This window comes from Streptomyces sp. NPDC006476 (genome assembly GCF_040612015.1).
In the GTDB taxonomy this organism is placed as follows: Bacteria; Actinomycetota; Actinomycetes; order Streptomycetales; family Streptomycetaceae; genus Streptomyces; species Streptomyces griseorubiginosus_B.
Map to the genome: position 1 here is coordinate 189,529 of NZ_JBEXPK010000003.1, position 19,937 is coordinate 209,465.

Consider the following 19,937-nt stretch of genomic DNA (forward strand, 5'->3'; position numbering starts at 1 on the left):
CCGACCCGACCGCACGCGGTCTTCCGTGGTACCCGTGGCGCACGCTACGGTCACTGCGGCTTGTGCGACCTGTGGTGCGCGACCCGTCCGAAGGAGGAGGGGCCGCGTCATGCGCTTCCGCCCGACGTCCCTGCTGCTGGCCGCCGTTCTCGCGGTCACCGGCGCCACACCCGCCCTGGCGGCCACGTCAGCACCCCCTGACCTGGTCAAGGACCCGACCTCGTACGTCGATCCGCTGATCGGCACCAAGAACGGCGGCGATGTCTTCCCGGGGGCCGTCACCCCGTTCGGCATGCTCTCCTGGAGCCCGGAGAACACCAGAGGCGACGCGACCAGAACGGCCGCGCCCGGCGGCTACCAGTACGACGCCACCCGCATCCGGGGCTTCAGCCTGACCCACATGTCCGGCACCGGCTGTGCGGGCGGGAGTGGCGACATCCCGTTCTTCCCGTACGCCGGCGAGGTCACCTCGTCCCCCGCGAGCGACACCAAGGACGCCGTCTACGCCTCGGACTTCAGCCACGCCGACGAGACCGCCGAGCCCGGTCACTACAAGGTCGGCCTGGCGTCCGGCGTGACCGCCGACCTCACGGCGACGGCGCGCACCGGCTCGGCGCGGTTCACCTACCCGGCCGACAAGCCCGCCTCGCTCCTCATCCGCACCGCCAACTCCGAAGTGGGCTCGACCGATTCGTCGGTGACGATCGACCCGGCGACCCGTACCGTCTCCGGCTCGGTGACCTCCGGCGACTTCTGCGGCTACCTCGATCCGGAGGGCCAACGGGCCTACTACACCCTGTACTTCACCGCCCGCTTCGACCGTGACTTCAAGGCCACCGGCACCTGGCAGGACGACAGGCTGAGCCCGGGCTCCACCTCGGCCTCCGGCGGCACCGGCGGCTTCTCCCAGGGCGGACGGCCCGTCGCCGGCAAGGGCGCGGGCGGCTATGTGGAGTTCGCGCCGGGCGGCGGACCCGTGAACGTCAAGGTCGGCATCTCCTATGTGAGCCAGGCCGGGGCCGCCGCCAACCTCGCCGCGGAGAACCCGCCGAAGCGCTCCTTCGACGCCGTGCGGGCCGCCGCCCACGACGCCTGGCGGGAGCGTCTCGGCGCCGTCCGGGTCGGCGGCGGCACCGACGACGAACGCACCACCTTCTACACCGCGCTCTACCACTCCCTGCTGCACCCGAACGTCATCAGTGACGTCGACCGCCGATACCGGGGCGCCGACGGCAAGGCACACACCGTTCGCAAGGGGCACCTGGCCCAGTACGGCACCTTCTCCGGCTGGGACGTCTACCGCGACCAGGTGCAGCTGCTGACCCTGCTCGACCCGCGCACCGGCTCGGACATCGCGCAGTCCCTGTACGAACTCGCCCGGCAGAACGGCGGTGTCTGGGACCGCTGGCTGCACGGCGCGAGCGGCACGCACGTCATGAACGGCGACCCCTCACCGACCGCCCTCGCCGGCATCCGCGCCTTCGGCGGCACGGACTTCGATCTGCGCGGGGCGCTGTCGTCGCTGGTCCGGGCGGCGACCGTGCCCACCGGGCAGGACCTGTCGGCGGCCGGCAAGCCCGTCCTGTCCGTGGGCCAGCGCCCCTCCCTGGACAAGTACCTGAAGCTGCACTACATGCCGTCCGTCTCCAACGCCTGGGGCGGGGCGGCGGAGACCCTGGAGATGTCGACCGCCGACTTCTCCCTCTCCCAACTCGCCACGGCGGCCGGGGAGAAGGACACGGCGGCCGCCTTCGCCGGGCGCGCCCAGTGGTGGCAGAACAACTTCAACATCGCCGCCGATCCGACGGGCGGCTACATCGCCAACCGCAAGGCCGACGGCAGTTGGGTCACCGGCTTCACCCCGGCCACCGGCAACGGCTTCGTCGAGGGTACGGCCGCGCAGTACACGTGGATGGTCCAGCACAACCCGGCCGGCCTGTTCGCGGCGATGGGCGGCAGGGACAGCGCGCTGGCCCGCCTCGACACCTTCTTCCACGACAGCGACGGGAGCTGGGCGTTCACCGGCAGCGGCGGCGACAAGTCCGAACTGGACAACGAACCGTCGATCAACGTGCCCTACCTGTACGACTACGCGGGTGCTCCCTACAAGACGCAGGAGACCGTGCGGGCCGCGATGCGGCAGCTCTGGTCGACGCAGCCCGGCGGCATCCCCGGCAACGACGACCTCGGCGCGATGTCCTCCTGGTACGTCTTCTCCGCGCTCGGGATGTACCCCCAGGTGCCCTCCCGAGCCGAACTCACCCTGGCGTCACCGCTGTTCCCGCGCATCGAGATCGACCGTCCCCGGGGCAACGACATCTCCATCCGCGCGAACGGTGCCGCCGCCGACGCCCCGTACATCACCTCGCTGAAGGTCAACGGCCGTACCAGCCAGCGGCCTTGGCTGCCCGCGTCCCTCGTGCGGGACGGCGGCCGGCTCGACTACACGCTCTCCGGTACGCCCGACAAGGCCTGGGGCAGCGATCCCGCCGACGCCCCGCCGTCCTTCCGGCAGGGCGAGCAGCCGTACCAGATCGGCGTCGGACCGACGACGGCGACCCTCGCACCCGGCGAGAGCACCGAGGTCGGCATCCGTGCCCTGTCGATGAGCGGGGGAGCGGGGCCCGAGGTGCGGTTCCGGGTCGAGACACCCGAGGGGGTCACCGCGACTCCCGCTTCCGGCACGGTCGTCGACGGCTCGCAGAAGATCACGCTCAGCTCGGCCAGGGACATGAAGCAGGGCTTCTACGACGTCGAGGTCACCGTGACCTCCGACGGCACCTCCTACGAGCAGCCGGTCGCCCTCACCGTGGCCGCCCCCGGCACCCTGCTCGCCGCCTACGACAACACCGGTGTCTCGGACGACGCCGGCGAGCACGACGAGGCCGACTACGACGGCGGCGGCTGGAGCTACTCCCGCCAGGCACTCGCCGCGGCCGGTCTGACACCGGGCGCGCGGGGGACGGTCGACGGGCTCACCTTCACCTGGCCCGACTCGCCCGCCGGCCGCCCGGACAACGTCTCGTCCGACGGGCAGACCGTCCGCCTCGACAGCCCGGCAGCCGCGTTGTCCTTCGTCGGCAGCGCGGTCAACGGCAACCAGCAGGCCAAGGCCACCGTCACCTACACCGACGGAGGCACCGAGGCGATCGATCTCTCCTTCACCGACTGGACCGTCGGCGGGGGCGGCGGCACCGTCCAGTACGGCAACGAGGTCCTCGCCAGGACCGCGTACCGGAACGTCGCCGGCGCGGACAAGGACCCGGTCGCGACCTACGTCTTCGCCACGAAGCCGTTCGCGGCACCTCAGGGGAGGACCATCGCAAGCGTGACGCTGCCGCGGAACACGGATCTGCACGTGTTCACACTGGCGACGGGCTGACCGGCAACGCCGTTGTGCGGAGAGGCGCGGATCTCCTTGCGGAGGTCCGCGCCTCTCGGGCGAAGCTGATGCCCTCCAGGTAGGAGAGCGTGCGGCGGGCGCCCACGCCAGAAGCGGCATCAGGCCCCCAACTCGGCTGCTCAGGCGAGCAGTTCGACCTCCGACACGGTCGGCTGGCCGTCGAACACCAGGCGGTACTTCCCGTACGTACCCGGGGAGCCCACGCTGAACGCCCGGGTCTGACGGTCCCAGGTGAAGGACTCGCCGGACCGTTTGTCGAGCGTCTTCCACGTGGTGCCGTCGTCGGAGCCCTGGAGCGTCCAGCCGGTCGGCGCCTTGGAGTGGTCCCCCGACGAGGTCAGCGTGTACTGAAGGCCCTTGACCGGACCCGAGACCGGCAGGTCCACGGAGGTCACGGTCGCGTCCGTCGCCGAGGTGTCGTCGAACAGCGGCCCGTCACCCTTCAGCACGTCCGCCCGGGGCGTCGCCACCTTGTCGCCCTGGGTGATGGACACCGGCCCCGCGTTCTTGCCCGAGCCCCACCCCGAGGGCTTGGCCCCCATGTCGAACTCGAGGACCCCGCCCTTCGACAGCAGCGAGTGCGGCAGCGAAGTCGAGTTCCACGCACGGCCGTTGAAGCGCACGCCCTGGACGTAGACGTTCTTCTGGCTGTTCCTCGGCGCCTTGATCACCAGATCCTGCCCGTTCTCCAGGTGCACCGTGGCCTTCTTGAACAGCGGGGAGCCGATGGTGTACTCACCGCTGCCCATGACCAGCGGGTAGAAGCCGAGCGCGGAGAAGAGGTACCAGCCCGACTGCTCGCCGTTGTCCTCGTCGCCGTGGTAGCCCTGGCCGATCTCACTGCCCACGTAGAGCCGGGACAGTATCTCGCGGACCTTCGCCTGCGTCTTCCACGGCTGGCCGGCCGCGTCGTACAGGTACGGGATGTGGTGCGCGGGCTGGTTGGACTGCCCGAGCATGCCCATCCGGGTGTCGCGGGCCTCGGTCATCTCGTGGATGACGCCCCCGTACGAGCCGGAGAACCGCGGGTCGGCCGTCTCCGGCGTGGAGAAGAACGTGTCGAGCTTCTGCGCCAGCGCGTCCCGGCCGCCGTACAGGTTGGCCAGGCCCCGGGTGTCCTGCGGGACCGTGAAGGCGTAGCCCCAGCCGTTGCTCTCGGTGTAGTCGTACCCCCACACGCGCGGGTCGTACTTCGAGGCGTCCAGCCGCCAGTCGCCCTGGTCGTCCCGCCCCTGGAAGAAGTCGACCTGCTTGTCGTAGAGGTTGACGTAGTCCTGGGCGCGGTTGAGGAAGTACTCCGACTCCTCCTTGTAGCGCTTGTCACCAGTCTTCGCGTACAGGGCCTGGCCCATCCGCGCGATGCCGTAGTCGTTGTTGTAGCCGTCCATCGCCCAGGAGAAGCCCTCGCCCGTGGAGGTGGTGGTGTAGCCGAGGAACGGGGAGGTGGCCATGCCCTTGCGGCCCACGCCCGACGTCGGCGGAACGACCGTCGCGTTCTTCACGGCAGCCTCATAGGCCGCCTTCGCGTCGAACTTCACGCCCTTGACGTAGGCGTCCGCGAAGGCCACGTCCGAGGACGTGCCGGTCATCAGGTCCGCGTAGCCGGGGGAGGACCAACGGGCCGTCCAGCCGCCGTCCTTGTACTGCTGGACGAACCCGTCCACCATCTCGCCCGCCTGACTCGGCGTCAGCAGGGAGTAGGCGGGCCAGGTCGTCCGATAGGTGTCCCAGAAGCCGTTGTTGACGTACACCTTCCCGTCGACGATCTTCGACCCGGTGTGGGTCGGGGTGTCCGCCCCGGGCATCGGGGAGAACGGCGAGGCGTACTGCTCCTTCGAACCGACCTTCTCGAAACCGGAGTTGGGGTAGAGGTACAGCCGGTACATGCTGGAGTACAGCGTGGTCAGCTGGTCGCTCGTCGCGCCCTCGACCTCCACCTTGCCCAGCAGCCTGTCCCAGGCCCGCTGGGCGCCCTTCCTGACCGTGTCGAAGGAGGTGCCGTCCGGGATCTCCTGACGCAGGTTGTCCTTGGCCTGGTCGACGCTGATCAGCGAGGTGGCCAGACGCAGGTTCACGGTGTGGTCGGAGCCCGCGTCGAAGCGCAGATAACCCTTGACGCCGCTCGCGGAGCCGTCCGTCACCGGCTTGTCGAAGACGCCGTACACGAACAGCCGGGTGGCGCCGGTCGACAGCCCGGACTTGACGTCCGAGTAGCCGGTGACGACCCCGTTGTCCTTGTCGAGGGTGAGCCCCGCCTGCTCGGTGACGTTGTCGAAGATCACGCTCGCGTCGTCGCCCGGGTAGGTGAAGCGCAGGGCGGCCGCGTGGTCGGTCGGGGTCATCTCGGCCTTGAGACCGTTCTCGAAGCGCACCCCGTAGTAGTACGGCCGCGCGGTCTCGTTCTCGTGCCGGAACGCCAGCTCACGCGCCTCACGGCCGGTGTCCGGGGTGCCGGCGGCCGCCGAGGGCATCAGCTGGAAGGTCTGCCGGTCACCCATCCACGGGCTCGGCTCATGGCTCGCGCTGAACGCCTGGATCGTCGGCAGGTTGTCGTCGTTGTTGGCGCGCGCGTAGTCGTACAGCCAGCTCAGCGAGGACGCGTTGGTCACCGGGGTCCAGAAGTTGAACCCGTGCGGCAGCGCGGTCGCGGGGAAGTTGTTGCCGCGGGAGAAGCTGCCGCTGGAGTTGGTGCCCCGGGTGGTCAGCACGTAGTCCGACAGATGCGCCTTCGGCTGCTCCTGCGCCACCGGCCTGATCGCCAGGTCGTCCAGCCAGCCCCGGAACCTCGCCGGGCCCCTGGGGGAGTCGTACCCGATCAGGATCCGGTCGACGGTCTTCCCGGCCGCGACCGACCCGATCCTCGAGACCACGTTGTTCCACTGGTTGACGTACAGCACCTTCGACGCGCCCTGCCCCTGGGGGCTGAGCGGGAAGCCGTGCTGGTCGGCGGCGCCCAGATCGCTGAGGCGGGTGCCGTCGGTGAAGACCAGGTCGACGGAGACGTTCGTGGCGTCGTAGTCGCGGTCGCCGTCGGCCATCTGCGGATACAGGCGGTACGACAGCTGGGTGTCCCGGTCGACCTTCACGTTCACGTCGAAGATCTTGTTGTACGAGTACGCCCGCCCGTCGGCCGTGTGCCGGCCGGCGTAGCGCAGCGCACGCTTTCCGGTGAACCCGGCGGCCGCCTTCGCGGTCGGCGATCCGGCGGGCCCGCGGTCGACCAGCGACAGCATGTCCTCGGGCACCGAGCCGCCGCTGCCGCCCGTGGAGAGCTGCAGGTCCGCCAGCTGCAGGATGTCGGCGCCGTTGTTCTTGGTGATGTCGAGCCGGAAGTGCTCGTACTCGGCCGGCGCCGCCAGGTCGTACTGCTTGGTCTGGAACCGCTCCGAGAAGGACTGTCCGGAGCGGGTGTCGACGGTCTTCCAGTCCTTGCCGTCCGTCGAGCCCTGCAGGGTCCAGTCCTGCGGGTCGCGCCCGGCCTCGTCGTTGGCGGAGGTCAGCGCGTAGGTGGTGATCGCGTACGGCTTTTCGAGGTCGAACTCCACCCAGCCGGTGGGCGCGAAGGTCAGCCACTTGGTGCCGGACTCGCCGTCGACCAGGTTCTCCTTCACCTCGCCGCCGCCCGAGTTCTCGCTGCTGGCCCGGACGTCCGTGACATGGTCGTTCACGTTCCCGGCGACACCGCTGCTGTAGCCGCCGTCGACACCGGAGGCCCGCTTGCTCCCGTCCGGCGCGGTGTCCACCGTGTTCAGCCAGGTCGGCGCCGGGTCACCCGCCTCGAACGAGGACGTGAACTCCCGGTCCGCCTTGGCCGGAGCCTCCGGCAGGGCGACCGCCGCCCCCTGCGACCCCACAGCCATGACAAAGGCGGCCGTGAGGACGACCGCCGTACCCCGTCTGTGCCGAGCTCTGTGTCTCATGGACCAGCACCCCTCCTGCGCCAACCGGACAACGTTGTCAACTTTGCTGCGCAGAGACCAGTAGTGGGTCAAGTGGTCTGTGCTGTCAAGGGTGTTGGGTGTGGCATTCGGGGCTTATGTCGAGGATTTTTCCGGCAAGCGGTACACAGGGCGCTCATATTTCCGCGAGGTCTCAACTCGGAAAAGACCGATGACCAACCTTGCATTCGATCTTGCTCCGTCCGCGGGAAGTGGACTATACCTGTCGGCACTTCACACGATCGATACGGCATGATCCGTACGTCCTGCACGACCCTGCTTGACCTGACCGCGGTGCCCGGAGGATCCGGTTCACCGCCTGAGTCCTGGAGAAGGCGAGGACTTTGAGCATGGGATCCACTTCCGCCGAGAACAACGGCACCGCGGGTGTCGGCCGCCGCGATCTGATCAAGCGGTCGGCCGCACTCGGCCTGATCTCCGTCCCCACGATGAGTTTTCTGGCGGCCTGCGCCAGCGGTGGCGGGGACAACAACTCCAGTGGCAACGACGAGGGCAAGACGTCCAAGTCGAACCCCTTCGGTGCGAAGAAGGGCACCAAGCTCGACGTTGTCATCTTCAAGGGCGGCTACGGCGACGACTACGCCAAGGCGTGGGAGGCGGACTACGAGAAGAAACTCGGTATCACCTCCACCCACACCGGCACCCAGGAGATCACTGGAAAGCTCCAGCCCCGCTTCAACGCGGGCAACCCGCCGGACATCGTCGACGACTCCGGCGCACAGCAGATCAAGGTCGACGTGCTCTACAAGAACGGCCAGCTGCTGGACCTCGCCCCGGTCCTCGACGCGCCATCGGTCGACGACCCGAGCAAGAAGGTCCGCGACATGCTGATCCCCGGCACCCTCGACCCGGGCGTCCAGGAGGGCAAGGTCGTCGCCCTTAACTACATCTACACGGTGTGGGGCCTGTGGTACTCCGGCAAGCTCTTCAAGGAGAAGGGCTGGGAGCCGCCCAAGACCTGGGACGACTTCATCAAGATCTGCCAGGAGGCCAAGAAGGCCGGCATCGGCGGTCTCGCCCACCAGGGCAAGTACCCGTACTACATCAATGTCGCCATCATGGACATGATCGCCAAGAAGGGCGGCATCGACGCCGTCAAGGCGATCGACAACCTCAAGCCGAACGCCTTCGTCGGCTCGCCCGCGGCGCAGGCGGGCGTCGAGGCGATCTACGAGGTCGTGGAGAAGGGCCTGTTGATGCCCGGCACCAACGGCCTGACCCACACCGAGTCGCAGACCCGCTGGAACCAGTACAAAGCGGCGTTCATCACCTGCGGTTCCTGGCTGGAGAACGAGCAGCTCAAGCAGACGCCCTCGGACTTCGACATGAAGTTCCTGCCGATGCCGCTGCTGCCCGACAGCAAGATGCCCTTCGAGGCGATCCGGGCCGGCTCCGGCGAGCCCTTCATCATCCCCGCGAAGGCCAAGAACCTGCCCGGCGCCAAGGAGTTCATGCGGCACATGCTCTCCAAGGAGTGGTCGACGCTCTTCGCCAAGCAGGCCAACTCGCTCACCATCCTCAAGGACGGCGTCGACGCCAGCGTCAAGCTGCGCCCGGGCACGCAGTCCACGGTCGAGGCCTCGAAGGCGGCCGGCGACAACACCTTCCGCTACCTCTACCCGGACTGGTACAGCGAGATGGACACGGCCATCCAGAACGCGTCCAATGAGCTCATGGCCAAGCGCATCCAGCCCAAGGAGTGGCTGAAGCGGTGTCAGGCCGCCGTCGACAAGCAGGCCGCGGACCCCGCGTCCAAGAAGAACGTGCACGAATAGGCCACGGGGGCGTCGTGGGGACTGCCTTCGGTGCCGGGCGGTTCCCCGCGCCCCTTTCGGGGCGCTGCACAGACCGGAATATCAGGGGCAGGTATGCGAAAAGGGCAGTACCGGTTCGTCGCGGGGTTCTTGTTCGCTCCCGTGTTGCTCTACGTGGTCTTTGTCATCTGGCCTTACATCCAGACCTTCGGCTATTCCCTCACGGACTGGAAGGGGCAGTCGCAGACCTTCAAGTTCGTCGGGTTCGCCAATTACCGGGCGTTGTTCCACGACGACGTCTTCATGCAGGCCATCTGGCACAACATCCAGTTCCTGGTCTTCATTCCGGTGATCACGATCCTGCTGGCCCTGTTCTTCGCCTTCATGCTGAACGCGGGTGGACGCAGCAAAGCCGGCGGTGTGCAGGGTGTCGCCGGATCGAAGGTCTACAAAATCGTCTACTTCTTCCCGCAGGTGTTGTCGCTCGCGATTCTCGCGGTGTTGTTCAACGCGGTCTACCGCAGTGACGGCGGCGGTCTGCTCAACGGCGTCCTGATCAAGGTCCACCTGGTCGACCCGGACAACCCCGTCGAATGGCTCAACGAGCCGCACATGGTGCTGTGGGCGCTGATGGTCGCCGTGATCTGGCAGGGTGTCGGCTTCTATCTGGTGCTGTTCTCGGCGGCCATGCAGTCCATCCCGAAGGACATCTACGAGGCCGCGCTCATCGACGGCGCCAACCGCAACCAGTCGTTCTTCCGGATCACCCTGCCGCTGCTGTGGGACACCGTGCAGACGGCGTGGGTGTACCTCGGCATCATCGCCATGGACATGTTCGTGCTGGTCTCCTCGATGACCCAGAACATGGGCGCCTACGGCGGCGGACCCGACCACCACAGCGACGTCATGGCGACCGTGATGATGCGCAACTTCCTGTACTTCGGCAAGAGCGGCTACGCCTGTGCCATGGGTGTCGTGATGCTGCTGCTCACCCTGATCCTGTCCGTCTTCACGCTGCGCGTCACCCGCCGCGAGCGCATCGAGTTCTGAGCGGGAGACAAGACGATGAGCGCCCCCATCAAGGAGACCCCGGCCGCCCCCGCCGAGCGGCCCGTCGCCAAGAGCCCCGCCCGCCCCGACGACAAGCGCGGCGAGGGCGTCGTACTGAACGTCTTCTCGCACGGCTTCCTCGCCCTGTGGGCCCTGCTGATCGTGCTGCCACTGCTGTGGCTGGTGATCAGCTCCTTCAAGACCGACGCCCAGATCGGCGGCTCGGCCTTCGGCTGGCCGCACAACTGGTCCTTCGGCGTCTTCCACCGCGCCTGGAACAAGGGCATCGGCGACTACTTCCTGAACACCGTGATCGTCCTGGTCTTCTCGGTGCCGCTGACCATGCTCTTCGGCTCCATGGCGGCCTACGTACTGGCCCGCTACCAGTTCTGGGGCAACCGGCTGCTGTACTACTTCTTCGTCGCCGGCGCGATGTTCCCGGTGTTCCTCGCCCTCGTCCCGCTGTTCTTCATGGTCAAGCGGCTGGACATGCTCAACACCTACCAGGGGCTGATCCTGGTCTACATCGCCTACTCGATGCCGTTCACGGTGTTCTTCATGCACGCCTTCTTCCGGACCCTGCCGACGGCGGTCTTCGAGGCGGCGATCCTGGACGGCGCCTCGCACACCCGGACCTTCTTCCAGGTCATGCTGCCGATGGCGAAGCCCGGACTGATCAGCGTGGGCATCTTCAACACGCTCGGCCAGTGGAACCAGTTCATCCTGCCGACGGTCCTCATGCAGCCGCAGAGCGGCGGCGACCCCGAGCGGTACGTCCTCACCCAGGGCCTCATCCAGCTGCAACAGCAGCAGGGCTACGCCTCCGACCTGCCGGTCCTGTTCGCCGGCGTGACCATCGCCATGATCCCGATGCTCGTGGTGTACCTGTCCTTCCAGCGTCAGGTGCAGGCGGGACTGACCTCGGCGACCCTCAAGTAGGCGGGAGCCCCGCCTTCGCGCGGCGCCCACGAGCGCGCCGTCCCCGGACCCGGGGGCGGCGCGCTCATATGTGCGTCCATCCACCCGGATACGGTTCAACCTCTTGACGGGAGGCAACCCGAACGGCTCAGCTTAGAGTTCACTAGTTGGACATAGACGGGGCCTCATCGAGGCGGTCCCGTGCGCAGGAGGTCGTCGTGGAGACTCCGGGGTCGCAGTCGTCACTGCACCGAGCCAACCTGGAACGGGTCGTACGGGCCGTCCGGCTGGCCGGGTCCCTCACGCAGGCGGAGATCGCGCGGACGACGGGCCTGTCCGCGGCGACGGTCTCCAACATCGTCCGCGAGCTCAAGGACGGCGGAACGGTCGAGGTCACGCCCACCTCGGCGGGTGGCCGCAGGGCGCGGAGCGTCTCGCTGAGCGGGGACGCCGGCATCGTCATAGGGGTCGACTTCGGGCATACGCACCTGCGGGTCGCCGTCGGCAACCTCGCCCATCAGGTGCTCGCCGAGGAGTCCGAGCCGCTGGACGTGGACGCCTCCTCGACCCAGGGCTTCGACCGGGCGGAGGAGCTGGTCAACCGCCTGATCAGCGCAACGGGCGTGGACCGGTCGAAGATCGCCGGAGTGGGCCTCGGCGTGCCCGGACCGATCGACGTCGAGTCGGGGACGCTGGGCTCCACCGCCATCCTGCCGGGCTGGACCGGCACCAGGCCCGCCGAGGAGCTGCGGGGGCGGCTCGGCGTGCCGGTGCACGTGGACAACGACGCCAACCTCGGCGCCCTCGGTGAGCTGGTCTGGGGCAGCGGGAGGGGCGTGCGTGATCTTGCATACATCAAGGTCGCGAGCGGTGTGGGCGCCGGTCTGGTGATCAACGGGAAGATCTACCGCGGGCCAGGTGGTACAGCGGGAGAAATCGGACATATTACTCTTGATGAATCCGGCCCCGTCTGCCGCTGCGGAAACCGGGGCTGCCTGGAGACCTTCGCGGCCGCGCGCTATGTGCTGCCGCTGCTCCAGTCCAGCCACGGTACGGATCTGACGATGGAAGGCGTCGTGCGGCTGGCCAGGGACGGAGACCCGGGCTGCCGTCGCGTGATCGCCGACGTCGGCCGCCACATCGGCTCTGGAGTCGCCAATCTCTGCAATCTGCTGAACCCGAGCCGGGTGGTGCTTGGCGGTGATCTCGCCGAGGCCGGTGAGCTGGTGCTCGGGCCGATCAGGGAGTCTGTCGGCCGCTACGCAATCCCCAGCGCGGCGCGCCAACTGTCCGTTCTCCCCGGGGCACTTGGGGGCCGTGCGGAGGTGCTCGGAGCACTCGCTCTCGCGCTCAGCGAGATGGGTGATTCGACCCTTTTGGACGGCACGCTCGCTACGGCGACCCCTGCCTTCACTTAGAGAACGGATGGCACCGTTGCCATCTCGTTAAGGATTTACTTCTTGACGTCGCACGTGTGGCCGAGTTGACTTCCAGCCACCTCGGCCGCAACGTCGCGGCCTCGTCAGGGAGGTTTCTGAAGTGAACACGCGTATGCGTCGTGCCGCGTTTGCCGTTGCTGCCGGTGCGATGGCCGTTTCGCTGGCCGCCTGTGGCTCCGCCAAGGAGTCCGGCAACAAGAGCAGCTCTTCGAGCTCGTCGTCCAAGAAGGGCGACAACATCAAGGTCGGTCTCCTGCTTCCGGAGAACCAGACCGCGCGTTACGAGAAGTTCGACAAGCCCCTGATCGAGAAGAAGGTCAAGGAGCTGACCAACGGCAAGGGCACGGTCGTCTACGCCAACGCCAAGCAGGACGCCAGCCTCCAGGCGCAGCAGGTCGACACCATGGTCACCCAGAAGGTCGACGTGCTGATCGTGGACGCGGTGGACTCCGCGGCCATCAAGAACTCGGTCCAGAAGGCCAAGGACGCCGGCATCCCGGTCGTCGCCTACGACCGCCTCGCGCAGGGCCCGATCTCCGGCTACACGTCCTTCGACAACGAGACCGTCGGCAAGACCCAGGGCGAGGCCCTGCTGAAGGCCCTCGGCTCGAAGGCCAAGTCCGGCAAGATCGTCATGATGAACGGGGCCTCGACCGACCCGAACGCCGCCCAGTTCAAGAAGGGCGCCCTCTCCGTCCTCCAGGGCAAGGTCAACATCGGCGAGTCCTACGACACCAAGGACTGGAAGCCGGAGAACGCCAACGCCAACATGGAGGCGGCGATCTCGGCGATCGGCAAGAAGAACCTCATCGGTGTCTACTCGGCCAACGACGGCATGGCCGGCGGTATCATCACCGCCCTCAAGGCCGCCGGTATCTCCAACATCCCGGTCACCGGCCAGGACGCGGAGCTCGCGGGTGTGCAGCGCATCGTCACCGGCACGCAGTACATGAGCGTCTACAAGCCCTACCCGACCGAGGCCAACACCGTCGCGGAGATGGCCGTCGACATCGCCCAGGGCAAGGACCTCAGCTCCGTCGCTCCCGACAAGGTCGACAGCCCGAGCGACAAGGGCATCCCGGCGAAGATCATCTCGGTCGTCGCGCTGACCAAGGACAACATCAACGACACCGTCATCAAGGACGGCATCTACACGGTCGCCGACATCTGCACCCCGCAGTACAAGGCCGCCTGCGACAAGATCGGTCTGAAGTAGACAGCGGCAGGTCCCTTCCCAGGTAAGGGAATTCGCTCTTGAATTCCCTTACGGGACGCCCGCTCCAAGGCTCCTCCGGCGCCCCGCGCATCACACAGCCCCGCAAGCTAGCTGCGGGGCGCCGGACGGATCAGCCCCCCCCAAAACTTCTGCACAACCTCCCGCCGGGTCAGGCGGCGAAGGAGATGGTTCACGTGTCCGCTACGCCCGTGCTGGCGTTGCGCGGGGTCTCCAAGCGGTTCGGTGCCGTCCAGGCGCTCACCGACGTAGAGCTTGAGGTCCACGCCGGTGAGGTGGTCGCCCTGGTGGGCGACAACGGCGCCGGAAAGTCCACGCTGGTCAAGACGATCGCCGGCGTGCACCCCATCGATGAGGGCGTCATCGAGTGGGACGGCAAGTCCGTCTCGATCAACAGGCCGCACGACGCCCAGCACCTGGGCATCGCGACGGTGTACCAGGACCTCGCGCTGTGCGACAACATCGACGTCGTGGGCAACCTGTACCTGGGCCGTGAGGTCCGCAAGTACGGCGTGCTCGACGAGGTCGAGATGGAGCGCCGCTCGCGCGAGCTGCTGGACCAGCTGTCCATCCGCATCCCCAGCGTCCGTATCCCGATCGCCTCGCTCTCCGGCGGCCAGCGCCAGACCGTGGCCATCGCCCGCTCGATGCTGGGCGAGCCGAAGCTGGTCATCCTGGACGAGCCCACCGCCGCTCTCGGTGTCGAGCAGACCGCGCAGGTCCTCGACCTCGTGGAGCGGCTGCGGGAACGTGGTCACGCCGTGATCCTCATCAGCCACAACATGGCCGACGTGAAGGCCGTCGCCGACAAGGTGGCGGTGCTGCGTCTGGGTCGTAACAACGGCGTCTTCGAGGTCAAGTCGACCTCGCAGGAAGAGATCATCTCCGCCATCACCGGCGCCACGGACAACGCCGTGACCCGTCGTGCGGCGCGCAGCACTGGGGAGATCAAGAAGTGAGCATCGACAAGACCTCCACGCCTCCCGAGGACCACGTGGTGGAGAACCCCGAGGCCGCGGCTGGTGCCGCGACCGTGGTCGACCCCCGGCTGCTGGTGCGCGAACAGGGCTTCGCGGGGTACATCACCGAGTTCAAGCGCAAGATCAAGGCGGGTGACCTGGGCTCCATCCCGGTCGTCATCGGTCTGGTGATCATCTGGATCATCTTCCAGAGCCTGAACTCCAACTTCCTGAGCGCGAACAACCTCTCCGACATCTCCGTCACGATGGTCGGTACGGGCATGATCGCCGTCGGCATCGTCTTCGTGCTGCTGCTCGGCGAGATCGACCTGTCGGTCGGCTCGGTCTCCGGTGTCGCGGGCGCGAGCTTCGCCGTACTGAACGTCAACCACGGCATGAGCGAGTGGCTGGCGTTCATCCTGGCGATCCTCACCGGCACCGTCGCCGGCGCGATCCACGGTTTCGTCTTCGCGAAGATCGGTGTGCCCGCGTTCGCGGTCACCCTGGCCGGCCTGCTGTTCTGGAACGGCTTCATGCTCCAGATCCTGGGCTCCAACGGCACGATCAACCTCAACAGCGACGGCATGGTCGCCAAGTTGACGACGTACTACTTCAGCGACGTCGCCGCCTCCTACGGCCTGGCCATCGCGGTGACCGCGCTGTTCTTCCTCAGCTCCTACTTCGGCAACAAGCGCCGCGAGGCGGCAGGCGTGCCGTCCCGGCCGGTGAGCGAGACCATTCTCCGCACGGTGCTGCTGGCGATCGTCGCCTTCGCCGTGGCCATCGTCTACAACCAGTACAAGGGCCTGCCGCTGGCCGTCGTGATCTTCGTCGGTGTGCTGCTGGTCACGGACTTCATCCTGCGCCGCACGCCGTACGGCCGGAAGATCTTCGCGCTCGGCGGCAGCGTCGAGGCCTCCCGGCGTGCCGGTATCAACGTGGAGATGGTCCGGATCTCGGTCTTCGCGATCTCCGGCACCTTCGCCGCGCTCGGCGGTCTGTTCATCGCCTCGAAGATCGCCTCGGCCAACCAGGGCGCCGGTGGCGGTGACCTGCTGATGAACGCCATCGCGGCGGCCGTCATCGGTGGCACGTCCCTCTTCGGCGGCCGCGGCCGCACCTGGAACGCGCTCCTCGGTGTGCTGGTGATCGTCTCCATCCAGTACGGCCTCGCCCTGCAGGGCATCGCCTCGCCGGTGCAGTACATGATCACTGGTGGTGTTCTGCTGGCGACCGTCGTCATCGACGCGATCACCCGCAGGACGCAGAAGACGGCCGGACGCGCGTAACCGACCGCACCCGATGCCCGGCACCCCACAGGTGCCGGGCATCGTCGTGTCGTAGGACCGGGGAATCGTGGGTACAGCCGATCGCGTGACCTACGACGCACCGCCCGGGCGTCACCCGCACAGGCGGAACATTAGACTCGACAAGCCCGGCAACAGCTCTACTGCAAGGAGGCACGGGTGCCGCTGCTGACCCGTATCAGGGGACCGCGCGATCTGGACCGGCTCAGCCCCGAGGAGCTGGTGCAGCTGGCAGAGGAGATCCGGACCTTCCTCGTCGACGCCGTCTCCAAGACCGGCGGCCACCTCGGCCCCAACCTCGGTGTGGTGGAGCTGACCATCGCCCTGCACCGGGTCTTCGACTCGCCCCGGGACAAGGTGCTGTGGGACACCGGCCACCAGTCCTACGTGCACAAGCTGCTCACCGGCCGCCAGGACTTCTCGCGGCTGAAGATGAAGGGCGGTCTGTCGGGCTACCCCTCGCAGGCCGAGTCCGAGCACGACGTCATCGAGAACAGCCACGCCTCCACGGTCCTCGGCTGGGCCGACGGGCTCGCCAAGGCCAACCAGATCCTCGAGCGCGACGACCACGTGGTCGCCGTGATCGGTGACGGGGCGCTGACCGGCGGCATGGCCTGGGAGGCCCTCAACAACATCGCCGACGCCAAGGACCGCCCCCTCGTCATCGTCGTCAACGACAACGAGCGGTCGTACGCGCCGACCATCGGCGGCCTCGCGAACCACCTCGCCACCCTGCGCACCACCGACGGCTACGAGCGCTTCCTGGCCCGCGGCAAGGACCTCCTCGGGCGCACCCCGGTCGTCGGCAAGCCCCTCTACGAGACCCTGCACGGCGCCAAGAAGGGCCTGAAGGACTTCATCGCGCCGCAGGGCATGTTCGAGGACCTGGGCCTGAAGTACGTCGGCCCCATCGACGGCCACGACATCGAGGCGCTGGAGTCCGCGCTGGCCCGGGCCAAGCGGTTCGGCGGCCCGGTGATCGTCCACTGCCTCACCGAGAAGGGCCGCGGCTACCAGCCCGCCCTCCAGGACGAGGCCGACCGCTTCCACGGCATCGGCCCCATCCACCCCGACACCGGCCTGCCGATCAAGGCGTCCGGCGCCGACTGGACCTCCGTCTTCGGCGACGAGATGGTCGAGCTCGGCAAGGAACGGAAGGACATCGTCGCCATCACGGCCGCGATGCTCCAGCCGGTCGGCCTGAAGAAGTTCGCCGACACCTTCCCCGAGCGGATCTACGACGTCGGCATCGCCGAGCAGCACGGCGCCGTCTCCGCGGCCGGCCTCGCGCACGGCGGACTGCACCCCGTCTTCGCCGTCTACGCCACCTTCCTCAACCGTGCCTTCGACCAGGTCCTGATGGACGTTGCGCTGCACAAGTGCGGCGTGACCTTCGTGCTGGACCGGGCCGGCGTCACCGGCACCGACGGCGCCTCCCACAACGGCATGTGGGACATGTCGATCCTCCAGGTCGTCCCGGGCCTCAGGCTGGCCGCCCCGCGCGACGCCGACCAGGTGCGCGCGCAGCTGCGCGAGGCCGTCCAGGTCAAGGACGCGCCGACCGTGGTGCGCTTCTCCAAGGGCGCGGTCGGTCCCGCCGTACCCGCCGTGGGACGGGTGGGCGGCATGGACGTCCTGCGCCAGCCGGGCACGGACACGCCGGACGTGCTGCTGGTCTCCGTGGGCGCCCTGGCGCCCATGTGCCTGGAGATCGCCGAGCTGCTGAAGAAGCAGGGCATCTCCACCACGGTCGTCGACCCGCGCTGGGTCAAGCCGGTCGACGAGGCCATGGCCCCGCTCGCCGAGCGGCACCGGGTGGTCGTCACCGTCGAGGACAACTCCCGGGTCGGGGGCGTCGGTTCGGCGATCGCGCAGGCGCTGCGGGACGCGGGCGTGGACGTACCCCTGCGCGACTTCGGCATCCCGCCGCGCTTCCTCGACCACGCCTCGCGCGCCGAGGTGATGGCGGAGATCGGCCTCACCGCCCCCGACATCGCCCGCCAGGTCACCGGCCTCGTCTCCAAGCTCGACGGCCGTTACGACCGTGCGGTGGCCGAGGTGGAGCCCGCCCGGGACTGACGCGACACCCGCCTCCCATGGGCCGCTTCCGCCACCACCAGGGGTGGTGAAGGCGGCCCATTCGCGTGAATCCGCTCGCGCCGGGGCATACGCACTACGCCCCCTCTCGATCATGTCGGGGACGACACAGCGTGGGAGGTACGCCCGTGAGCAGCACCCTCTTCAGGACGAAGAACATCGAGCAGTCCATCCGGGACACCGAGGAGCCCGAGCACGCGCTCCGAAAATCCCTGTCCGCGCTGGATCTGACGGTCTTCGGCGTCGGTGTCATCATCGGCACCGGCATCTTCGTCCTCACCGGCACGGCCGCCAAGAACACCGCGGGCCCCGCCGTGTCCCTGTCCTTCGTCGTCGCCGGCGTGGTCTGCGCGCTCGCCGCGCTGTGCTACGCCGAGTTCGCCTCCACGGTCCCGGTCGCCGGCTCCGCGTACACCTTCTCCTACGCCTCGCTCGGGGAGTTCCCGGCCTGGATCATCGGCTGGGACCTGGTTCTCGAGCTGGCGCTGGGCACGGCGGTGGTGGCCGTCGGCTGGTCCGGCTACATCCACTCGCTGCTGGACAACGCGGGCTGGCATCTGCCCGCCTCGCTCAGCGGCCGGGACGGTGCCTCCGGGTTCGGCTTCGACATCCTCGCCGCCGCGCTCGTGCTGCTGCTCACCGCCATCCTCGTCATCGGCATGAAGCTCTCCGCCCGGGTCACCTCGGTCGTCGTCGCCATCAAGGTCGCCGTCGTCCTCGTCGTCATCATCGCGGGCGCGTTCTTCATCAAGGGCGACAACTACAACCCGTTCGTCCCCAAGGCGCAGACCGTGGAGGCGGGGGGCAACCTCAAGGCGCCGCTGATCCAGCTGATGTTCGGATGGGCGCCCTCCAACTTCGGCGTCATGGGCATCTTCACCGCCGCGTCCGTGGTGTTCTTCGCCTTCATCGGCTTCGACGTCGTCGCCACGGCGGCGGAGGAGACGCGGAACCCGCAGCGGGACGTACCGCGCGGGATCATCGGGTCCCTGATCATCTGCACGGCGCTCTACGTGGCCGTGTCGATCGTGGTGACCGGCATGCAGAAGTACACGAAGCTGTCGGTGGACGCGCCGCTGGCCGACGCGTTCAAGGCGACGGGACACCCCTGGTTCGCGGGTCTGATCAGCTTCGGCGCGGCGGTCGGCCTCACCACGGTCTGCATGATCCTGCTCCTCGGCCAGTCCCGCGTCTTCTTCGCGATGAGCCGCGACGGGCTGCTGCCCCGCTTCTTCTCCCACACCCACCCGCGCTTCCGCACGCCGTACCGCCCGACCATCCTGCTCGGCGTCATCATCGCGATCGTCGCGGGCTTCACCAGCCTCAGCGAACTGGCCGAACTGGTGAACATCGGCACGCTCTTCGCGTTCATCGTCGTCGCGATCAGCGTCATCATCCTGCGCAACACCCGCCCCGACCTGGAGCGCTCCTTCCGCACCCCGTGGGTCCCCTTCGTGCCGATCCTGTCGGTGCTCGCGTCCCTGTGGCTGATGCTCAACCTCCCCGCCGAGACCTGGCTCCGCTTCGGCATCTGGATGGTCATCGGCTTCGCGGTGTACTTCCTCTACGGCCGCACCCACAGCCGCCTGGCGCGCCGCGAGGAGCAGCCGACGGTGCGGTGACGCCGGTGCGGATGGATGCCGCTCGATGGCGGGAGGGCCAGCCGGGACGGGTGCCGACGGCCGCAGGCTGGGTCCGCCGACGTCGGCGCCGGATGCCCGTGGCGGTCGTCGGCCGGAGTGGGGGATGCCGGTGGCGTGAGTCACCGGAGGGCGGATGCCGGTGGGTCAGTCGGCGCTCGTGATGCCTGTGCTGAC

At 68.0% G+C, this 19,937-nt stretch carries 11 protein-coding genes; 10 read left to right on the forward strand and 1 reads right to left on the reverse strand.

What is annotated here, in order from left to right; all coding sequences use genetic code 11:
- Positions 1-109: 109 nt before the first annotated feature.
- Positions 110-3,382, forward strand: coding sequence for a GH92 family glycosyl hydrolase (locus ABZZ74_RS04825; RefSeq protein ID WP_356761900.1), 3,273 nt, complete (start codon positions 110-112; stop codon positions 3,380-3,382).
- A gap of 140 nt (positions 3,383-3,522) precedes the next feature.
- Here ABZZ74_RS04825 and ABZZ74_RS04830 read toward each other — a convergent pair whose 3' ends face one another.
- Positions 3,523-7,323 (reverse strand): GH92 family glycosyl hydrolase, encoded by a 3,801-nt coding sequence (locus ABZZ74_RS04830; protein WP_356761901.1) that lies wholly within the window; start codon positions 7,321-7,323, stop codon positions 3,523-3,525.
- Positions 7,324-7,691: 368 nt separating this feature from the next.
- Here ABZZ74_RS04830 and ngcE point away from each other — a divergent pair, with 368 nt between their 5' ends.
- The 9 genes from ngcE to ABZZ74_RS04875 all read left to right on the forward strand — a co-directional run bounded on the left by ngcE (position 7,692) and on the right by ABZZ74_RS04875 (position 19,742).
- Positions 7,692-9,137 carry an N-acetylglucosamine/diacetylchitobiose ABC transporter substrate-binding protein gene (ngcE, locus tag ABZZ74_RS04835; protein ID WP_133046054.1) on the forward strand — a complete coding sequence of 482 codons (1,446 nt, stop codon included), beginning with the start codon at positions 7,692-7,694 and terminating at the stop codon, positions 9,135-9,137.
- Between the two features lie 93 nt (positions 9,138-9,230).
- A complete protein-coding gene (locus ABZZ74_RS04840; RefSeq protein ID WP_356761902.1) occupies positions 9,231-10,166 on the forward strand; it encodes a sugar ABC transporter permease in 936 nt (311 codons plus the stop codon).
- A 15-nt stretch (positions 10,167-10,181) separates the two neighbouring features.
- Entirely contained in the window at positions 10,182-11,105 is a 924-nt protein-coding gene (locus ABZZ74_RS04845) for a carbohydrate ABC transporter permease (protein ID WP_133046052.1), read from the forward strand.
- Positions 11,106-11,302: 197 nt separating this feature from the next.
- Entirely contained in the window at positions 11,303-12,502 is a 1,200-nt protein-coding gene (locus ABZZ74_RS04850; RefSeq protein WP_208780941.1) for an ROK family transcriptional regulator, read from the forward strand.
- A gap of 133 nt (positions 12,503-12,635) precedes the next feature.
- Positions 12,636-13,739, forward strand: coding sequence for a substrate-binding domain-containing protein (locus tag ABZZ74_RS04855; RefSeq protein WP_165954970.1), 1,104 nt, complete (start codon positions 12,636-12,638; stop codon positions 13,737-13,739).
- A 185-nt stretch (positions 13,740-13,924) separates the two neighbouring features.
- Complete coding sequence (locus tag ABZZ74_RS04860; RefSeq protein ID WP_165954963.1) at positions 13,925-14,716, forward strand: ATP-binding cassette domain-containing protein; 792 nt, start codon at positions 13,925-13,927, stop codon at positions 14,714-14,716.
- A complete protein-coding gene (locus ABZZ74_RS04865; RefSeq protein ID WP_356761903.1) occupies positions 14,713-16,005 on the forward strand; it encodes a sugar ABC transporter permease in 1,293 nt (430 codons plus the stop codon). The genes ABZZ74_RS04860 and ABZZ74_RS04865 overlap by 4 nt, the downstream gene beginning before the upstream one ends.
- Before the next feature lie 177 nt (positions 16,006-16,182).
- Positions 16,183-18,102 (forward strand): 1-deoxy-D-xylulose-5-phosphate synthase, encoded by a 1,920-nt coding sequence (gene dxs, locus ABZZ74_RS04870; RefSeq protein WP_356761904.1) that lies wholly within the window; start codon positions 16,183-16,185, stop codon positions 18,100-18,102.
- 146 nt (positions 18,103-18,248) lie between these two features.
- Positions 18,249-19,742: an amino acid permease gene (locus ABZZ74_RS04875; RefSeq protein WP_356761905.1), complete on the forward strand. Its 1,494-nt coding sequence runs from the start codon at positions 18,249-18,251 to the stop codon at positions 19,740-19,742.
- The last annotated feature ends 195 nt before the right edge of the window (positions 19,743-19,937 follow it).